Source organism: Streptomyces sp. NPDC039465 (genome assembly GCF_055639315.1).
This window is the reverse complement of sequence record NZ_JBVKAP010000004.1, coordinates 355,949-372,330: the sequence shown is the minus strand read 5'-3', so window position 1 is coordinate 372,330 and position 16,382 is coordinate 355,949. Positions and strand designations below refer to the sequence as shown.

Genomic DNA, 16,382 nt, shown 5'->3' with positions numbered 1-16,382 from the left:
GAAACAGCAACGCCATGTCGGAAGACGACCACATCGCCGTCAACTTCTCCACGCTCCAGCGCCTTTCGGGCGAGCTGGAGGACATCCTGCGCACGCTGAACGAGAAGCTGGACCTGCTGTACAAACGTACCGAGAAGGCCGTGCTGAGCTGGGACGGGGAAGCCCGCGAGGCCTTCATCGACGAGCTCGACAGTTGGGACCGCTCCGCGCAGGACCTGCGGGCGGCCCAGGCCTGGCTCCACGAGGTGGTCGTGAACGGTCACCTCAACTACGAGGCGGCCAACCGCTCTGTCCTCCAGGGTTGGGGAGGCGGCGCCTGATGGCCGGCCCCACCCCCGGGTCCCCGTCGACGCAGCAGCCCGGAGGCAGCGGGAACATCGACGTCAGACCGAGCCACCTGTGGCGCGCCTCAGGTCAGGTCGCCCACCAGCAGACCGCCCTCATGAACGGCGTCAAGGACCTGCTGACTGGGCTCCAGAAGTACCCGGACGCGGGTGGCGCGGGCACCGACGCCCGTGAGTTCTCGGTCGAATACCAAAAGGTCGCCAACCGGTGGCTGGAGGTGTGGGCCAAGTCCGTCGCCAGTACCGGTGGCGTCGCCGTCGGCTTCACCGAGACGGCCAATGCCTACTCGAAGGCGGACGCGGCGGCCAACCCGAAGCCCGGTAAGACCGCGGAGCAGAAGCCGCCCCCGGGCAACGTCATCGACAAGCCTCCGTCCCTCGGCACCGTCCCCGACCTCAAGTGGGGCGACAACGACGGCGGCGACGACATCCTCCGCTCGCTGCTGGAGAACATCTCGCCGCCGGTGCGCGCCGCGCTCCAACCGGTGTTCAAGAACGTGTTCCGGGTTGGCAAGGTCGCGGACGTCTATCCCTTTCCGCAGCAGCACTACCTCCACTCCCTGAGCCAGAGCTGGTCCCAGACCCTCACCACGCTCAGCACCGTCTCCAGCGAACTGTCCGGGGCGCTCAGTCCCCTCACCAATGCCCAGCAGGCCGACTGGGCAGAAGCCATGCAGGTCTTCTGCAGCGCCATCTGGGGCGCCACGGACTGGGGGCACCAGCGGTTCGGCCACCAGTGGCGGCAGCAGACGAACACCCCTGGCACACCGAAGCGGCCTACTGGCAGCCAGCCAGTGTTCTCCGTCCTGTTCACCACCGCCGAGGCGATCAGCAAGATCCTCAAGGAGTACGCCAAGGCCGCGGTGAAGCTCAACGAGGAAGTCTGGGACGAGCTAGTCGAGGCCATGAAGAAGGCCCTCAAGGATATGGTCGACAAGGACCTGAACCTGAAGGACGGCGTCGGCATGAAAGACGTCGGGGGCCTGGTGAAGACCGTCGCGAAGGGCGCGGTCAAGGGAGTCGGTCTCGTGGCCGAGTTCGACGTCAAGACCGTCCTCAAGCTGGACACCGCCGAGCTCAACCGGATCGTCGACACCTACACCAGCACCTTGGACGGTCTGACGACCCGAGTGAGGGCCCTGATGGACGCGCTGAACGAGGCGTACCTCAGCGCTCCCACGTATCAGGCGGGTGTGGCACGTGCGCGGGGGTACGGGGCCCGGGCACTGGACGAGTTCAAGACCCCGCAACGGTGGATCAAGGAAGACGCCAACGGCAACTACACCCTCGACCTGGCGAGTAACGAGTGGCTGAACAACGGCCACACGCTCGACAAGCACGTGGGCAAGACGGACGATCAGCTCAAACAGCGGCTGCGCGACCAGCAGCGGAACCACGAACACTTCACCCCGACCTGGCCTCACGGGAAGCCGGCGATCAGCGGATCCTCGTCCTTCCCGACGTACCAGCGGGCGCAGCAGCTCACTCAGCACACCCTCAACGACAACTCCGCTGCTATCAAGGCATGGCTTACCGGGCCGCCCCCGCCGGACCCCGGGGCCACTGAGATCTTCAGATCCAAGGCACCGAACGACGAGGTGAGCGGCACCAGCGTGACCAAGAAGGACAACAGCGATCCGCCCGTCCCGAGGCGGGGATATCAGAATTACGGTATGAACGCCAAGGTGGAGGAGGTGAAGTTCATCGAGACCAGGCTCAAGTACACCCCTCACCTCGATCCGAAGTTCACGGTTCTCACCTCCATGCCGGCACCTTGAGAAAGGCCTTGTAGATGTCTGTCGATCAGGCTGCTTGGGAAAGTGCCCTTCGGTACTTGCACGAGGATTCGTTCGCCTACATGGCCGTCGGTCCGCGTCGGCACGAGGATTGGCGGTTCGATGTCCTGGCTCTCATGAGCCGGTCGGTGGGGGATCCGCGGGGGTGGCTCGGGCTGGACGACCATGCGCACGACGACGGTGAGGAAAATGATGCGGCCTTTCCCTTCCTTCCGCCGACGGTGGAGAGGCTGGCGACAGGCCTCTTCGAGATCGACCGGGCGGCCGCCGCGCAGCAGTTGGTCGCCATGGCCGATGAATCCTGCACATTGCCCCGTGCTCTTCGGCAGTTGAGAGGGAGCCTGGACGAGGCACTGGAGAAGGCGGACGCCGTCCTTTCCCGATTCGGCCCTCACCCCCTCTGTCTCACCACTGCATACGCGGCATACAACGACAGGAATCCGGACTATTCTTCAAAACACTACGGCTGGACGTTGACGACCGTTTATTCCGACGAAAGGGGTCTCGTCGTCCTCTCCGAAGCCGAAGTCGGAATCTTCTGGACCTTCGCCGACTACTGAGCCCTACGAGAGAATGTGACGATGCTGACCCGATCCGCCACCTACCCCGACCGGGAGACCGCCCAGTGGGCCACCCAGGCCGTGGTGACCGCCAACGAGCAGGTCATCCACCGGTGGCTCGCCCAGGGCACCCGGGCGCGGCTCACCATCGAGGCCGCCTGGCCCGCCCGGGAGGAGCCCGTCGGACGGGTGCTGCTGGAGGCCATGCTGCTCGCCGGGCGGGAGCCCGTCGACGTGCGCGCGGCCCGCGTCGTGCTGCGCCGCGAACCGGCCAGTCCACACGGTTTCGTCGTCCAGACCACCGTCCCGTTCTACCTGTAGAGGCCCAGCGACCGTGTCCATGAAGCCCCTCGAACACGACCGCCGCTACGGCGAGCTCGACCAGGTGATGCGCGCCTACCTCGGGCAGCCCGCCGACGACACCCCGGAGAGGCGCAGCGCCGCTCTCGACGCCTACCTCCGCCATACCTGGCACACCCGCCCCTGGGCCATCGCCGAGGCGGAGCGTCAGCTGCGCGAGTACAGCCGCAACCCCCCAGGGCGGCTGCGCCTGAGCCTCGGCGAGTTCTACGCCGTCCCTGACACCGGCATTCCGGAGGCCGCCGTCCAGGAATGGCTCGTCGTCCTCGCCGATCACCTCAAGCAGAGCATCGAGAGCGGCGAGGCACCACGGCCCTCGATCCCGCGCACCCACTGGGAATGGCACGCCCGTTTCCCCGAGACCGCGCAGTTGCTCGGAGGCTGGTTCTCCCAGGACATCGTCGACGAGTTCGCCGACCACGAGGCCGCACTTGCCGACTACACCGCCACCACCGACCCGCAGCTCATCGCCCGCCTCGCCGGCGAACTCCACGAACTGGTCGCGCTCCCCCTCGGCGAGTCCGACTACGCCCTCGCCGCCGCCGAACTCGGCATGGAGGTGGGCCCGCCGGAACCGTTCTCGTACGGGGCCTGGTTTCAGTCGGTTGCCACACAGCTCGTACGGTCCGAGGACTGAGTCGACGCTCCTGAAAAGACGACATTTGGGTCCCGAGGGCACCGACCCCATCCGAGTGGGTCGCTCCACGTGTGCGGGTTGTGGACGTGCGCAGCTGGGCTCGGGATGTAGAAGTACTCACCCACCAGGTAGTCGTAGTGCTCCCGCTGGGTGGGCATGGACCTGGACACGGAACCCCTGAAGGACTGGGTCCGCACCTGAGACGTGGGCCTCGCCGGCCTTCTCGGCACACCTGAGCGGAGGTTCAATCAGACCGCGGTGCCGAGGTCAGGACATCGCGCTTGGCCAGCGTCTCCATTCCCGTTCCCAAAAGCGTCACCTTGGCGGAGTGAACGGTGTCCAGTTGCTCAACCTGCTTGCCATACCACTCGATGGCGGTCAGCAGGAACGACGGTGCGGCCGTGCCCGCCGCATCCGCGGGGCCGACGTGATGAAACACCATGCCCAGGCGGGCAGTCCCTTCGACGCAGCAGACCACGCACACGGCCACGCGGTCCGCACCGACAGGCGCGCCCGCCGTCACGGACTCGATGTGTTCGATACTCAGGAACGCCTTGTCGGGCGCGTCATCCAGCACGTCGGTGTGCCTCCTCAACAAAGCGCACGATCTGCTCGGGGGTACAGTGCCGTCTCAGCGGGGCCTGGATCAAGGAAGACGCCCAGGGCCACTACACCATCGACCTGGCCAGCAACGAGTGGCTCAACAACGGCCACACGCTCGACAAGCACGTGGGCAAGACCGACGAACAGCTCGCACAGCGGCTGCGCAACGACCCCACGAGCGGCTGCCGGATACGCTCTGAGGCACGAATGAGGAAGCAGATGACCCTGGCTCAGCAGGCCTGGGCGACCATCACAGAGAAGCTGTACGACGGGACGTTCGCGTACGTCGCCACCGGACGGCGGACAGGTGAGGACTGGCCCCTCGACGTCCTGGCGGTCATGGGACGCAGGAGCGAGGACCCGCGGGGCTGGCCGGTGCGGGACGACTGCCCCGCCGGCTACGCCGACCAGGGCGGGGAGGAACCGCCCTACCCCTTCCTCCCTCTGTCCCCCGAGGCGATCTCCGAGCTCCTCCACGAGATCACCCCGGACGCAGCCGCCGAGCAGCTGATCGCAATGACCTCGCCCGGCTGCATGCTGCCGGGGTCCCTCATCGAGTTCGACGAGAGCGCCGACGAGCTCCTGGCGATGGCCCGGACCCTGCTGTCCCGCTTCGGCCCCGACGCCACCTACCGCACCAACGTGGGGGAGGCCCGCCGCGACCGGCACCCGAACTACAGCTCCACCCTCCGCTCCTGGCACTCGATGACCGTCTACAACGAGGACGTCGGTCTCGTCGTCGTCTCCCACGACGAGGTCGGGCTGTTCTGGACCTTCGCACCCGAGTACTGAGCCCCACGAGAGAATGGCCGACCGGGAAACCGCCCAATGGGCCACCCAGCAGGTCGTGACCGCCAACGAGCAGGTCATCCACCGGTGGCTCGCCCAGGGCACCCGTGCGCGTCTCACCATCGAGGCGGCCTGGCCGTCCCGTGCGGAGCCCGTCGGCCGGGTGTTGCTGGAGGCGATGATGCTCGCGGGGCGGGAGCCCGTCGACGTCCGGGCGGCCCGCGTCGTGCTGCGCCGTGAGCCGGCCAGTCCACACGGATTCGTCGTTCAGACCACCCTCCCGTTCTACCTGTAGAGGCCCCGCGACCGTGTCCATGAAGCCCCTCGAACACGACCGCCGCTACGGCGAGCTCGACCAGGTGATGCGCGCCTACCTCGGCCAGGCTGCCGACGACAGCCCCGAGAAGCGCAGCGTCGCCCTCGCCGCCCACCTGCGCCACACCTGGCACACGCGCCCCTGGGCCATAGCCGAGGCGGAGCGTCAGCTGCGTGAGTACAGCCGTAACCCGCCGGGCCGGCTGCGCCTGAGCCTGGGCGAGTTCTACTCCGTCCCGGACACCGGCCGGCCCGAGTCCGCGATCCAGGAATGGTTGCTGGTGGTCGCCGACCACCTCAAGCAGAGCATCGAGACCGGCGAGGCTCCCGCGCCCTTGTCCGGCCCGCAGACCCACTGGGAGTGGCACGCCCGCTTCCCGGAGACGGCCCAGCTGCTGGGCGGCTGGTTCTCCCAGGACATCGTGGACGAGTTCCCCAACCACGACGCCGCCCTCGCCGACTACCTCGCCACCACCCACCCCCAGCTGACCGCCCGACTCTGCGGTGAGCTGAACGAACTCCTCGCCCTGCCCCTCGACGAGTCCGACTACGCCCTCGGTGCCGCTGAACTCGGCATGGAGGTGACCCCACCGGAACCCTTCTCGTACGGCGCCTGGTTCCAGTCGGTGGCCACGCGGCTGGCGCGCGCCGACGCCTGACCAGACGGCAGGTCGGCGTCCGGGTCGTGCCGTGCGACGAAAAGGCCCGGGATCGTCCTGATCCCGGGCCCCTTCTTCGTCTTCCTCGCCGTACGGGCTACTGGTCCTTCTTCGGCTCCTCCAGGCGCGGGAACAGCACCGCGCCCTTCGTCACCGTCGCGCCCGGCGGGAGCTGGCCCCAGGTGCCCGTGTCCTGGATGCGCTGGGACGAGAGGGGGCCCAGGGCAGTGGTTTCCGCGCCGAGGGAGTTCCAGAGCTTCTGGGAGGTCTCCGGCATGATCGGGTTCAGCAGGACCGCCACCGCGCGCAGCGACTCGGCCGCCGTGTAGAGGATCGTCGCCAGGCGGGCGCGGCCCTCCTCCGAGTCGTCCTTGGCGACCTTCCACGGCTCCTGCTCCGTGATGTAGCCGTTGACCTGCTTCACGAAGTCGAAGATCGCCAGGATGCCGCCCTGGAAGTCCAGCTCCTCGCCGATCTTCCGGTCCGCCTCCGTCACGGCCTTCGCCATGCCCTCGGCGATCGCCTTCTCCGCGTCGCCCGCGGCGCTCGCCGCCGGCAGCGTGCCGTCGAAGTACTTGCCGACCATCGCCGCGACCCGCGACGCCAGGTTGCCGTAGTCGTTCGCGAGCTCGCTGGTGTAGCGGGCGGTGAAGTCCTCCCACGAGAACGAGCCGTCCTGGCCGAACGCGATCGCGCGCAGGAAGTACCAGCGGTACGCGTCCACGCCGAAGTGCGAGGTCAGGTCCTGCGGCTTGATGCCCGTCAGGTTCGACTTCGACATCTTCTCGCCGCCGACCATCAGCCAGCCGTTCGCCGCCACCTTGCCCGGCACCGGCAGGCCCTGCGCCATCAGCATCGCCGGCCAGATCACCGCGTGGAAGCGCAGGATGTCCTTGCCGATGAGGTGGACGTTGGCCGGGAAGGTCTCGTCGAACTTCTCCGGGTTCTCGTTGTAGCCGACCGCCGTCGCGTAGTTCAGCAGCGCGTCGACCCACACGTAGATGACGTGCTTCTCGTCCCACGGCACCGGGACGCCCCAGTCGAACGTCGAGCGCGAGATCGACAGGTCCTCAAGACCCTGCCGGACGAAGTTCAGCACCTCGTTACGCGCCGACTCCGGCTGGATGAAGCCCGGGTTCGCCTCGTAGAACTCGAGCAGCTTCGGGCCGTACTCGCTCAGCTTGAAGAAGTAGTTCTCCTCCTTGAGGATCTCCACCGGCTTCTTGTGGACCGGGCAGAGCTTCACACCCTGCTCGTCCTCGATCAGATCACCGGGGAGCTTGTACTCCTCACAGCCCACGCAGTACGGGCCCTCGTACCCGCCCTTGTAGATCTCACCCTTGTCGTACAGGTCCTGCACGAACTCCTGCACACGGTCCGTGTGCCGCTTCTCCGTCGTCCGGATGAAGTCGTCGTTCGCGATGTTCAGGTGCTCCCAGAGGGGCTTCCACGCCTCCTCGACGAGCTTGTCGCACCACTCCTGCGGGCTGACGCCGTTCGCCTCCGCGGTGCGCATGATCTTCTGACCGTGCTCGTCCGTGCCGGTGAGGTACCACACCTTCTCGCCACGCTGACGGTGCCAGCGCGTGAGCACGTCGCCTGCGACGGTCGTATAGGCGTGGCCCAGGTGAGGAGCGTCGTTGACGTAGTAAATGGGGGTCGACACGTAGAAAGACTTCACGCCGTTCGCCCCCTGCTTCTCGGATCCAGTGGCCGCCATGGTCGAAATCCTAACGGCCCGCCGAAGATCCACTCACCCGCGTTTCCGTCCGCGGACACCCCGCAGAGCCCCGGAGAGCCCCGGAGGGGTTCGGAGAGGTTCGCGAAACAACCTCCTCCGTAGAAAGACGCATCCTGGGGAGAGGCGGGGGCCATGAACGAGGCACAGAGCAACGAGGAAGAGACGATCATGCGGGTACTGGTGGCCGAGGACGAAAAGGACCTCGCCGAGCTCGTCGCCACCGGGCTGCGCCGCGCCGGGTTCGCCGTCGACACCGTCTACAGCGGCGACGCCGCCCTCGCCTACCTCGGCCTTTACGACTACGACGTCGTCGTCCTCGACCGCGACCTGCCCCGCGTCCACGGCGACGACGTCGCCCGCCACCTCGTCGCCGACGCCTCCCGCACCCGCATCCTCATGCTCACCGCCTCCGCCTCCCTCGACGACCGCGTCGAAGGCCTCGACCTCGGCGCCGACGACTACCTCGGCAAACCCTTCGACTTCCCCGAGCTCGTCTCCCGCGTACGCGCCCTGCGCCGCCGCAGCGCCCGCCCCGTACCGCCCCTGCTCGAAAAGTCCGGCGTATGCCTCGACACCGTCCGCCGCACCGCCACCCGCGACGGCCGCGACCTCGACCTCTCCCCCAAGGAATTCTCCGTGCTGCAGATCCTGCTGGAGGCCGACGGCGGCACCGTCTCCGCCGAGGAGCTCCTCGAACGGGCCTGGGACGCCCACGCCGACCCCTTCACCGGCGCCGTACGCGTCTGCATGAGCAAGCTGCGCGGCAAACTCGGCGAGCCCGCCCTCATCCGTACCGTCCAGGGCGTGGGGTACGCCCTGTGATCGGCCCCGGCTCCACCATCCGCACCCGGATCGCCCTCGTCTTCGGGGGCGTCTTCCTCGTCCTCGGCACCTGCCTGCTCGGTGTCGTCAACCTGCTCTCCCGCGCCGGTACGCAGAACCGCGTCGCCCAGATCCGCTCCGAGGCCGTACCGGCGCTGCGCGCGCCCGCGGCCGGTCAGTCGTACGACCTGTACGGCGACGGGACCTACGGGGGCTTCTCCGTGGTCGAGCTCACCGACACCGTCCAGGACGCCGCCGGGCAGCAGATGCTGATCTGGTCCGGCTTCGCCCTGCTCGCCACCGCCCTGTGCGCGGTCGCCGTCGGCTGGTGGACCGCCGGGCGGGTCCTGCGGCCCGTCCACGAGATGACCGCCCGCGCCCGCCGCCTGTCCGAGCGGAACCTGCACGAGAGGATCGCCGCCGTCGGCCCCGACGACGAGCTGAAGCACCTCGGCGACACCATCGACGCGCTCCTCGGCCGCCTCGAGACTGCCTTCGACAGCCAGCGGCGGTTCATCGCCAACGCCTCCCACGAGCTGCGCACCCCGCTGGCCACCCAGCGCACCGCCATCCAGGTCGGACTGGACGAGACCGCCACCGCCGAGGAGCTCGCCGCCACGAAGCAGCTCCTCCTCGACAGCAACCGGCGCAGCGAGCGGCTCATCGACGGGCTGCTGGTGCTCGCCCGCAGCGAGCGCGGCCTGGAGGAACGGGAGGACGTCGATCTCGCCGACGTCGTCGCCGAGGAGTGCCGGCGGCACGGAGTGGCCTTCGACGCCGACAGCGCCGACCCGGCGGGCGCCACCGGCGCGCCCGTACGGGGCAACCGGCTGCTCCTCGCCCAGCTCGTACGGAACCTGCTCGCCAACGCCGTCGCGTACAACGTCCCGGACGGCTTCGTACGGGTCACCGTCTGCGGCGGTCAGCTGGTCGTCGCCAACACCGGACCCGAGGTACGCGCCGAGGACATACCCATCCTTTTCGAACCGTTCCGGCGGGGCGAGGGCCGCGACCGGATGGGGCCGGGCGCGGGGCTCGGGCTCTCCATCGTCCGCTCGATCACCGTCGCCCACGGCGGCACGGTGACGGCCGAGCCCGGCCCCGGCGGGGGCGGGCTCGCCGTCACCGTCACCCTGCCGGTGACCTGACCGGCTAGCCCTGCGCCGCGTCCCCGGACTGGCCCTGGGGCTGGTACGAGGCGAGCAGGCCCCGGAAGAACGCCGGGTGCGGCGTCTCGGCGGGCGCCGGTCCCGCGTGGTGGAAGCCGGCGTGGTCGACGGCCAGCTTGCGCAGGTAGTCGAACGCCTTCGCGTCCTCCTCGCCGAACGCCACGAACTGCCAGTACACCGGCTTCTCGGCGGCGGCCGCGAGGGCCTGCGTCGCGGCCGTCTTCGACTCCGGCGCGCCGTCGGTCTGGAACACGACGAACGCGGGCCGGTCGCCGCCGGCCTTCTCGTGCCGCGCCAGGACCTCTTCGATGGCGCGGTCGTAGTTCGTCCGGCCCATCCGGCCGAGCGAGCCGTGCAGCTCCTCGATCCGGCCCTCGATCGTGTCGAGGGTCAGCTCGCCGGTGCCGTCGATCTCGGTCGAGAAGAAGACGACCTGGACGGTGGCCTCCTCGTCCAGGTGCGCGGCGAGCGCGAGGGTCTGCTCGGCGAGGCGCTGGACGGTGCCGTCCTTGTAGTAGCCACGCATGGACAGCGACCGGTCGAGGACCAGATACACGGCCGCACGGGCGCCGACGAGCTCCTGCTTCTTGAGCACGGCCCCGGCTGCCTTGTACGCGTCCACGAGCTGCGGCGCCCGGGCCTTCACGCGGGTGAGCGGGAGGGCGGGCTTGGGGGCGGGAGCGGTGGGGGTGGGAGCGGTGGGGACGGGGTCCGTGGCTGCGGCGACCGGCTCAGGCTCGGGGGCGGGCTCGGGCTCGGGGGCGGGCTCGGGGGTCACCTCCGCCGCGACGGGCTCGGGCTCCGGCTCGGGCTCCGGCTCCGGCTGGGGAGCGGGGTCCGGCTGGGGAGCGGGCTCCGGCTCCGAGGCGGAACCTTCCGGCTGCGGCTCGGGCTCGACCTCGGCCACGACCGGTTCCGGCTCGGCGACCGGCTCGGCGACCGGCTCCGGTGCGGGCTCGGGCTCGGGGGCCACCTCCGCCACGACCGGCTCCGGCTCCGGCTCCGGCTCCGGAGCGGACTCCGGTTCAACCGGCTTCTCCGCGGCGGCGGTTACCGGGCCCGTACCCTCCGGGACCGACTCCTCGCGGGCCGGCGGCACCGTCGCCGTACGCGGCTTGGGGTTGTCGAAGGACGCCGCCACCAGATCCGCCGCTGTCCTTTCGACCTGGGTCTGGGCCTGGGCCGGGACCACCGGATCCGAGACCGAGGGGGCCGAGGGGACTGAGGTGGCCGAGGGGGCCGAGGGTTCCGCGGCCGTGGCCTCGGCAGAGCCGGAGGTGGAGGCGGAGGCGGACGCGGACGCGGTCGCCGGGGCGGACGCGACGGGGGAGGGTTCCTGGGTGGTGCGTTCCGTCTGGGGCGGGACGGAGGCTGCCGCCGACTCGTTACGCTCCGCACGGTCGCGTCCAAACACCTTGCGCAGCAAGCTCCGAATGCCCATGGGCGAGGCCTTTCGCATGAGTTGGGTGCCGTGTATGTCCGTACTGGTAGGAATCATCCCTGGCCAGGGCGGACACGTAAGGTTAGCGGCCCCGTGAGTCGCCCGGTGAGTCGCCGAACAGCGGCCTTCGGCGCGCCGCCGCCGTGTCAACCCCGCCCCGGTCGCTCCGGATTCATCAGCCGTTCATTCCCACGCCTCCGTTGAGCAGATGTGTGCACATAACGTCACCGCCGGACGGAATCCCGACACCATGTCGGCACCATGTGGGCGCGGGCTGCGCCTGAGGAGGACCAAGTGCGCAAACTGCTGCCGCTGCTGAGCAATCCCTCACACGCGGGCGGGCGATCCGCCCTGACCTGCCGTTTCCGCTGCGGCGACGCCTGCTTCCACGAGGTGCCCAACACCAGCGACAACGAGTACGTCGGTGACGTCATAGCTTCCGCCTACTCGCGCCGCTCCATGATGCGCGCCGCCGCCGTCGTCACCGTCGCGGCCGCCGCCGGTGGTGCCGTCGTCGCGCAGGGCGGCTCGCCCGCCGTCGCCGCCCCGGCCGAGGGCCTCGGCGCCGCGCCGGCCGCCGCCGGCAAGGCCGACGGCGCCCGTGGTCTGCGCTTCGCGCCCGTCGCCCCGAACAAGGACGACAAGGTCACCGTCCCCGAGGGCTACGCCCAGAACGTCGTCATCCGCTGGGGCGAGCCCATCCTCCGTGGCGCCCCGGCGTTCAACGCCGACAAGCAGACCGCGAAGGCGCAGGCCGGGCAGTTCGGCTACAACAACGACTTCATCAGCCTGCTCCCGCTCGGCGGCGCCTACGAGCGCCAGCAGCTCATGGTCGCGAACCACGAGTACACCGACGAAATCCTGATGTTCAAGGGCTACGACCCCGAGAACCCGACCCGCGAGCAGGTCGAGATCGCCTGGGCCGCGCACGGTCTGTCGGTCGTCGTCGTGCAGGAGGACCACCGCAGCGGCAAGCTCACCGCCGTCACCCGCCACCAGCTCAACCGCCGCCTCCACACCACCAGCGAGTTCAAGCTCACCGGCCCGGCCGCCGGCAGCGACCTGCTGAAGACCTCAGTGGACCCGAGCGGCACGAAGGTGCTCGGCACCCTCAACAACTGCGCCGGCGGCACCACCCCGTGGGGCACCACGCTCCACGGCGAGGAGAACTTCAACCAGTACTTCGCCAACGGCGGCGGCGTCACCGACCCGGTCCAGGCCGCGCGCCTCAAACGGTACGGCGTCACCGGCGCCGCGTCCGAGCGCAAGTGGGAGCGGTTCGACAAGCGGTTCGACGTGGCGCAGGAGCCCAACGAGCCCAACCGCTTCGGCTGGGTCGTCGAGCTCGACCCGTACGACCCGGACTCCACGCCCCGTAAGCGCACCGCGCTCGGCCGCTTCAAGCACGAGGCCGCGCAGCCGCGGCTGACCGAGGACGGCCGTCCGGTCATCTACATGGGTGACGACGAGCGATTCGACTACTTCTACAAGTTCGTCTCCTCGAAGCGGATGAAGAAGGGCAAGAGCCGCGCCGCCCGCGAGCACAACCTCACGCTCCTGGACGAGGGCACGCTGTACGTCGCCAAGCTGACCGGCGACTCGCCGGCCGAGGTCGACGGCACGGGCAAGCTCCCCAACGACGGCGAGTTCGACGGCAGCGGTCAGTGGATCCCGCTCGCCACCGGCGATGTCTCGCACGTGCCCGGTATGACCGCCGAGGAGGTGTACGTCTTCACCCGCCTCGCCGGTGACAAGGTCGGCGCCACCAAGATGGACCGCCCCGAGGACGTCGAGCCGTCGCCGCGCACCGGCCGGGTGTACGTCGCGCTCACCAACAACTCCAACCGCGGCAAGGCCGGCTACGCCCCCGCCGACGAGGCCAACCCGCGTAACGCCAACAAGCACGGCCAGGTCCTGGAGCTCGCCGAGCACTGGGACGACCCGGCGAGCGACGGCTTCGCCTGGCGCCTGTTCCTGGTCGCCGGCGACCCGAACGACCCGGCGACGTACTTCGCGGGCTTCCCCAAGGACAAGGTCAGCCCGATCTCCTGCCCCGACAACATCGCCTTCGACCCGTACGGCAACCTGTGGATCTCCACGGACGGCAACCAGCTCGGCTCGCACGACGGCCTGTTCGGAGTCGCCACGCACGGCGAGCGGCGCGGTGAGCTGAAGCAGTTCCTGACGGTCCCGGCCGGTGCCGAGACCTGTGGGCCGGTCATCCAGGACAAGCGGGTCATCGTCGCGGTGCAGCACCCGGGCGAGGTCGACGGCGCGTCCGTCGAGAAGCCGGCGTCGACGTGGCCGGACGGACCGGGCAAGCTCGTCCGCCCGTCGGTCGTCTCCGTCTGGCGCACGGACGGCCGGGGCATCGGCGTCTGACGCCTCCCGCGAGCCACTCCTGAGGGGCCCGGCCGGTCAGCCACGACCCGGCCGGGCCCGTCCGTCGTCAGCGGACCGTTGTCATCCGTCGTCCGACATCGGTCGAACGTCAGCCGACATCTGTCATCTGTCAGCCGTCATCCGTCAGCCGCTCCCACGCTCTCCCTGAACCGGCAGAACTGCTCCCCCGGCGCCCCCGTGTACGCCCACGGCACCCACGCCGCCCGCTTCCCCAGCAGTCCGAAGATCTCCCGCGCCAGCTGCGCCTGACCCGCGTAACACGCCGCGTGCACGAGGTAGTTGAGGTCCGCGACCTCCTCCGGTGCCACCGGGCCCGGGGGGCGGCCGCCCAACCAGCGGTCGTAGGTGCGGCGCAGTTCCGTCACCGCGAGTTCGTGTTTCCAGTGCTGGTCGAAGCCGCGCACCGGGCCGCGGCCCTTCGCGGCCTCGGCGATGTAGCGGTATTCCTCCACGCGGGCGATCTGGACGAGGATCGGCAGGGAGGTGCCGGGCGGGGCCACGCCCGCCGCGTCGCGGGCGAAGTCGTACATCGAGCCGTGGGTGCCGTGCCAGCGGGCCGACCAATAGCGCAGCAGCTGGGCGTGGCCTTCGGTGTTGTACGGGTCGCGGCGGCGCAACTCGTCCCACCAGCTCCGTATTTGGCGGCGCCCGACGCCGTTCTCGTACAGCCGGGCCACGGTGATCAGGGAGACCCAGGGCATCGGGTCGGCGGGCCGGGCGTCGGCGGCGCTCAGGCAGGCCATCACGGCGACGTCGAGCCGGGTCCGGTCGACGGCGGCGCCGCGGCCGACGGCGATGGCTTCGTTGAAGGACCGTACGACCTCGGTGGCGGCGCGAAGGACGGCGGCGTCGGGGTTGTCCGGTTCGGCTGCGCGCCAGGCCTCGACGGTGGAGCTGCCGGCGGCCGCGTGGGAGAGGAGCCGCAGGCGGTGGGTGCGGCGGGCCCAGTCGCCTCCGGTGGCGCGAAGCAGGTCGCGTACGCCCTGCCAGCGGCCGATGACCATGTCGTGCCGGGCCGCGGTGAGGGCGCGGTCGCCGTAGTCCGGGTCGAAGTCCGGGACGAAGCGTGCCGTGCGGCGGCGTGGGGCCATCCGGTTTCCTCCCTCGTGACGTGAGGTAGTGAGGTGTGCGGTATGAGCTATGACTGAGGAGGGGCGCGGGACCGGCGGGGTTGCGTGGGGCGGGAGGTCGGGCGAAAGTCGCCTGGCTCCCAGGGGGGCGGGGTCAGAAGTCGGTGGCGAGGGCTTCGTCGGCGCGGCGGCCGCCGCGGGTGGTGGGGACGTACGGTTCGGCGGCGGCGAGGGCGCGTTGGGCGTCGAGTTTCGCCGGGGTGTAGTAGGCGCTGCCCTTGTGCCAGTACCAGAGCATGGGGGCGATGCCGGCGGCGAGGCCCCCGAGTCCGATGGTGACGGAGGCCGTGGAGAGTTCGGTGAGGGATTCGAAGAAGGCCCAGAGCATGAAGGCGGAGCCGAGGAGGGGCCAGGCGCCGCCGAGGACGAAGTTCCGTACGGAGCTGAGCAGCATCGAGCGGTAGGCGACGACGGCGGCGATGCCGGCGAGGCTGTAGTAGAAGGCGATCTGGAGGCCGATGGCGCTGACGGCGGCGCTGAGGACGTCGGCGACGGAGCCGAGGGTGGTGGAGGCGACGAACATCAGGGAGGCGACGACGCCGACGACGGCGATGGCGACCCAGGGGGTGTTCCAGCGGCGGTGGACGGTGCCGAGCGCGGCGGGGAGGGTGTGGTCGCGGCCCATGGCGAACAGCGAGCGGGTGACCTGGATGAGGGTGGTCTCCAGGGTGGCGACGGTGGAGAGCAGGACGGCGGCGACGAGGAGTTTTCCGCCGGTGCCGGGCCAGATCTCGTGGCCGAGGGCGGACAGGACGTTGGCGCCGTTGGCCTCGATCTGGCCGGAGGTGAGGATGACGTTGACGGCGATGGTGAACGCCTCGAAGAGGAGGAAGACGACGCCGATGCCGATGAGGGCGGCGAGTCCGGCGGTGCGGCGGCTGTCGCGGGTCTCTTCGCTGAGGTTGCTGGTGACGTCCCAGCCCCAGTAGTAGAAGGCGGCGATGAGGGCGCCGGAGGCGAAGCCGCCCGCGCCGTGGAAGTGGCCGAAGCCGAGCCAGGACCAGTCGAAGGCGTGGGCGGTGCCGCGGTGGAGGACGGCGGCGAGGACGAACGTGAGCAGGATGAGGAGTTCGACGCCGGTCATGAGGAGCTGGGCGCGGACGGTGAGCCGTGCGCCGCCGAGCACGATGAGCAGCATCATGAGGAACCAGCCGGCGCCGACGGTGGTGGACAGGGTGGTGTTGTCGGCGAGTTCGGGGTCGAAGAGGGCGAGGGTCATGGCGCCGGCGGGGAGGGATCCGGCGACCATGAAGAGGGTGGCGGCGACGACGAGGGCCCATCCGGAGAGGAATCCGAGGAAGGGGTGGAGGGTGCGGCCGACCCAGGAGTATCCGGCGCCGGCGTTGACGTCGATGCGGCCGAGGCGGCTGTAGGCGAGGACGATGCCGAGCATGGGGATGGCGCAGTAGAGCAGGGCGGCGGGTCCGGCGAGGCCGACGGCGCCGAAGAGTACGGCGGTGGTGGCGGCGAGGGAGTAGGCGGGGGCGCTGCCGGCGACCGCCATGACGATGGTGTCGAACGTGCCGAGGACATTGGGCTGCAGCCCTCTGCCGGGGTGTTGGCGCATGGCGAATGTCCTTGTCGGGCACGGCGTGTGGCGGTGGTTCACGGGG

Annotated in this window: 16 protein-coding genes; 11 read left to right on the top strand and 5 right to left on the bottom strand. The window is 69.8% G+C overall.

What is annotated here, in order from left to right:
• Positions 1-14 precede the first annotated feature (14 nt).
• The 5 genes from ACZ7LT_RS16180 to ACZ7LT_RS16160 are packed head-to-tail and all read left to right on the top strand — an operon-like array spanning position 15 to position 3,697.
• Positions 15-320 (top strand): WXG100 family type VII secretion target, encoded by a 306-nt coding sequence (locus ACZ7LT_RS16180; RefSeq protein ID WP_471236676.1) that lies wholly within the window; start codon positions 15-17, stop codon positions 318-320.
• A complete protein-coding gene (locus ACZ7LT_RS16175) occupies positions 320-2,122 on the top strand; it encodes an RNase A-like domain-containing protein (protein ID WP_471236675.1) in 1,803 nt (600 codons plus the stop codon). The genes ACZ7LT_RS16180 and ACZ7LT_RS16175 overlap by 1 nt, the downstream gene beginning before the upstream one ends.
• Before the next feature lie 56 nt (positions 2,123-2,178).
• On the top strand, positions 2,179-2,700 hold the full coding sequence (locus ACZ7LT_RS16170; protein ID WP_471236674.1) for a hypothetical protein: 522 nt from the start codon (positions 2,179-2,181) through the stop codon (positions 2,698-2,700).
• A gap of 21 nt (positions 2,701-2,721) precedes the next feature.
• On the top strand, positions 2,722-3,021 hold the full coding sequence (locus ACZ7LT_RS16165) for an RNase A-like domain-containing protein (protein ID WP_471236673.1): 300 nt from the start codon (positions 2,722-2,724) through the stop codon (positions 3,019-3,021).
• Positions 3,022-3,034: 13 nt separating this feature from the next.
• Positions 3,035-3,697, top strand: coding sequence for a contact-dependent growth inhibition system immunity protein (locus ACZ7LT_RS16160; protein WP_471236672.1), 663 nt, complete (start codon positions 3,035-3,037; stop codon positions 3,695-3,697).
• 244 nt (positions 3,698-3,941) lie between these two features.
• Here ACZ7LT_RS16160 and ACZ7LT_RS16155 read toward each other — a convergent pair whose 3' ends face one another.
• Positions 3,942-4,274 (bottom strand): hypothetical protein, encoded by a 333-nt coding sequence (locus ACZ7LT_RS16155; protein WP_471236671.1) that lies wholly within the window; start codon positions 4,272-4,274, stop codon positions 3,942-3,944.
• A gap of 245 nt (positions 4,275-4,519) precedes the next feature.
• Here ACZ7LT_RS16155 and ACZ7LT_RS16150 point away from each other — a divergent pair, with 245 nt between their 5' ends.
• Genes ACZ7LT_RS16150 through ACZ7LT_RS16140 form a run of 3 tightly spaced genes read left to right on the top strand, consistent with a single transcriptional unit; the run spans position 4,520 to position 6,063 of the window.
• Positions 4,520-5,092, top strand: a complete 573-nt coding sequence (locus ACZ7LT_RS16150; protein WP_471236670.1) for a hypothetical protein — start codon at positions 4,520-4,522, stop codon at positions 5,090-5,092.
• Between the two features lie 13 nt (positions 5,093-5,105).
• Positions 5,106-5,384 (top strand): RNase A-like domain-containing protein, encoded by a 279-nt coding sequence (locus ACZ7LT_RS16145; protein ID WP_471236669.1) that lies wholly within the window; start codon positions 5,106-5,108, stop codon positions 5,382-5,384.
• 13 nt (positions 5,385-5,397) lie between these two features.
• Positions 5,398-6,063 carry a contact-dependent growth inhibition system immunity protein gene (locus ACZ7LT_RS16140; RefSeq protein WP_471236668.1) on the top strand — a complete coding sequence of 222 codons (666 nt, stop codon included), beginning with the start codon at positions 5,398-5,400 and terminating at the stop codon, positions 6,061-6,063.
• A gap of 97 nt (positions 6,064-6,160) precedes the next feature.
• Here the strand turns inward: ACZ7LT_RS16140 and metG are convergent, their stop codons facing one another.
• Positions 6,161-7,783, bottom strand: a complete 1,623-nt coding sequence (gene metG, locus ACZ7LT_RS16135; protein WP_471236667.1) for a methionine--tRNA ligase — start codon at positions 7,781-7,783, stop codon at positions 6,161-6,163.
• Between the two features lie 189 nt (positions 7,784-7,972).
• Here metG and ACZ7LT_RS16130 point away from each other — a divergent pair, with 189 nt between their 5' ends.
• Both ACZ7LT_RS16130 and ACZ7LT_RS16125 read left to right on the top strand, forming a co-directional pair.
• The gene (locus ACZ7LT_RS16130) at positions 7,973-8,626 is read left to right on the top strand and encodes a response regulator transcription factor (RefSeq protein WP_471236980.1); all 654 of its coding nucleotides are present in this window, start codon (positions 7,973-7,975) and stop codon (positions 8,624-8,626) included.
• Positions 8,623-9,774 carry a sensor histidine kinase gene (locus tag ACZ7LT_RS16125; RefSeq protein WP_471236666.1) on the top strand — a complete coding sequence of 384 codons (1,152 nt, stop codon included), beginning with the start codon at positions 8,623-8,625 and terminating at the stop codon, positions 9,772-9,774. Before ACZ7LT_RS16130 ends, ACZ7LT_RS16125 begins: the two co-directional genes overlap by 4 nt.
• 4 nt (positions 9,775-9,778) lie before the next feature.
• Here the strand turns inward: ACZ7LT_RS16125 and ACZ7LT_RS16120 are convergent, their stop codons facing one another.
• On the bottom strand, positions 9,779-11,236 hold the full coding sequence (locus tag ACZ7LT_RS16120; protein ID WP_471236665.1) for a VWA domain-containing protein: 1,458 nt from the start codon (positions 11,234-11,236) through the stop codon (positions 9,779-9,781).
• A 294-nt stretch (positions 11,237-11,530) separates the two neighbouring features.
• On the opposite strand from ACZ7LT_RS16120, the gene ACZ7LT_RS16115 reads away from it, so the two are divergent.
• On the top strand, positions 11,531-13,618 hold the full coding sequence (locus ACZ7LT_RS16115) for a PhoX family protein (protein ID WP_471236664.1): 2,088 nt from the start codon (positions 11,531-11,533) through the stop codon (positions 13,616-13,618).
• 137 nt (positions 13,619-13,755) lie between these two features.
• Here ACZ7LT_RS16115 and ACZ7LT_RS16110 read toward each other — a convergent pair whose 3' ends face one another.
• Together ACZ7LT_RS16110 and ACZ7LT_RS16105 are read right to left on the bottom strand one after the other, a co-directional pair.
• A complete protein-coding gene (locus ACZ7LT_RS16110) occupies positions 13,756-14,730 on the bottom strand; it encodes a hypothetical protein (protein WP_471236663.1) in 975 nt (324 codons plus the stop codon).
• A 133-nt stretch (positions 14,731-14,863) separates the two neighbouring features.
• The gene (locus tag ACZ7LT_RS16105) at positions 14,864-16,336 is read right to left on the bottom strand and encodes an APC family permease (RefSeq protein WP_471236662.1); all 1,473 of its coding nucleotides are present in this window, start codon (positions 16,334-16,336) and stop codon (positions 14,864-14,866) included.
• Positions 16,337-16,382 lie beyond the last annotated feature (46 nt).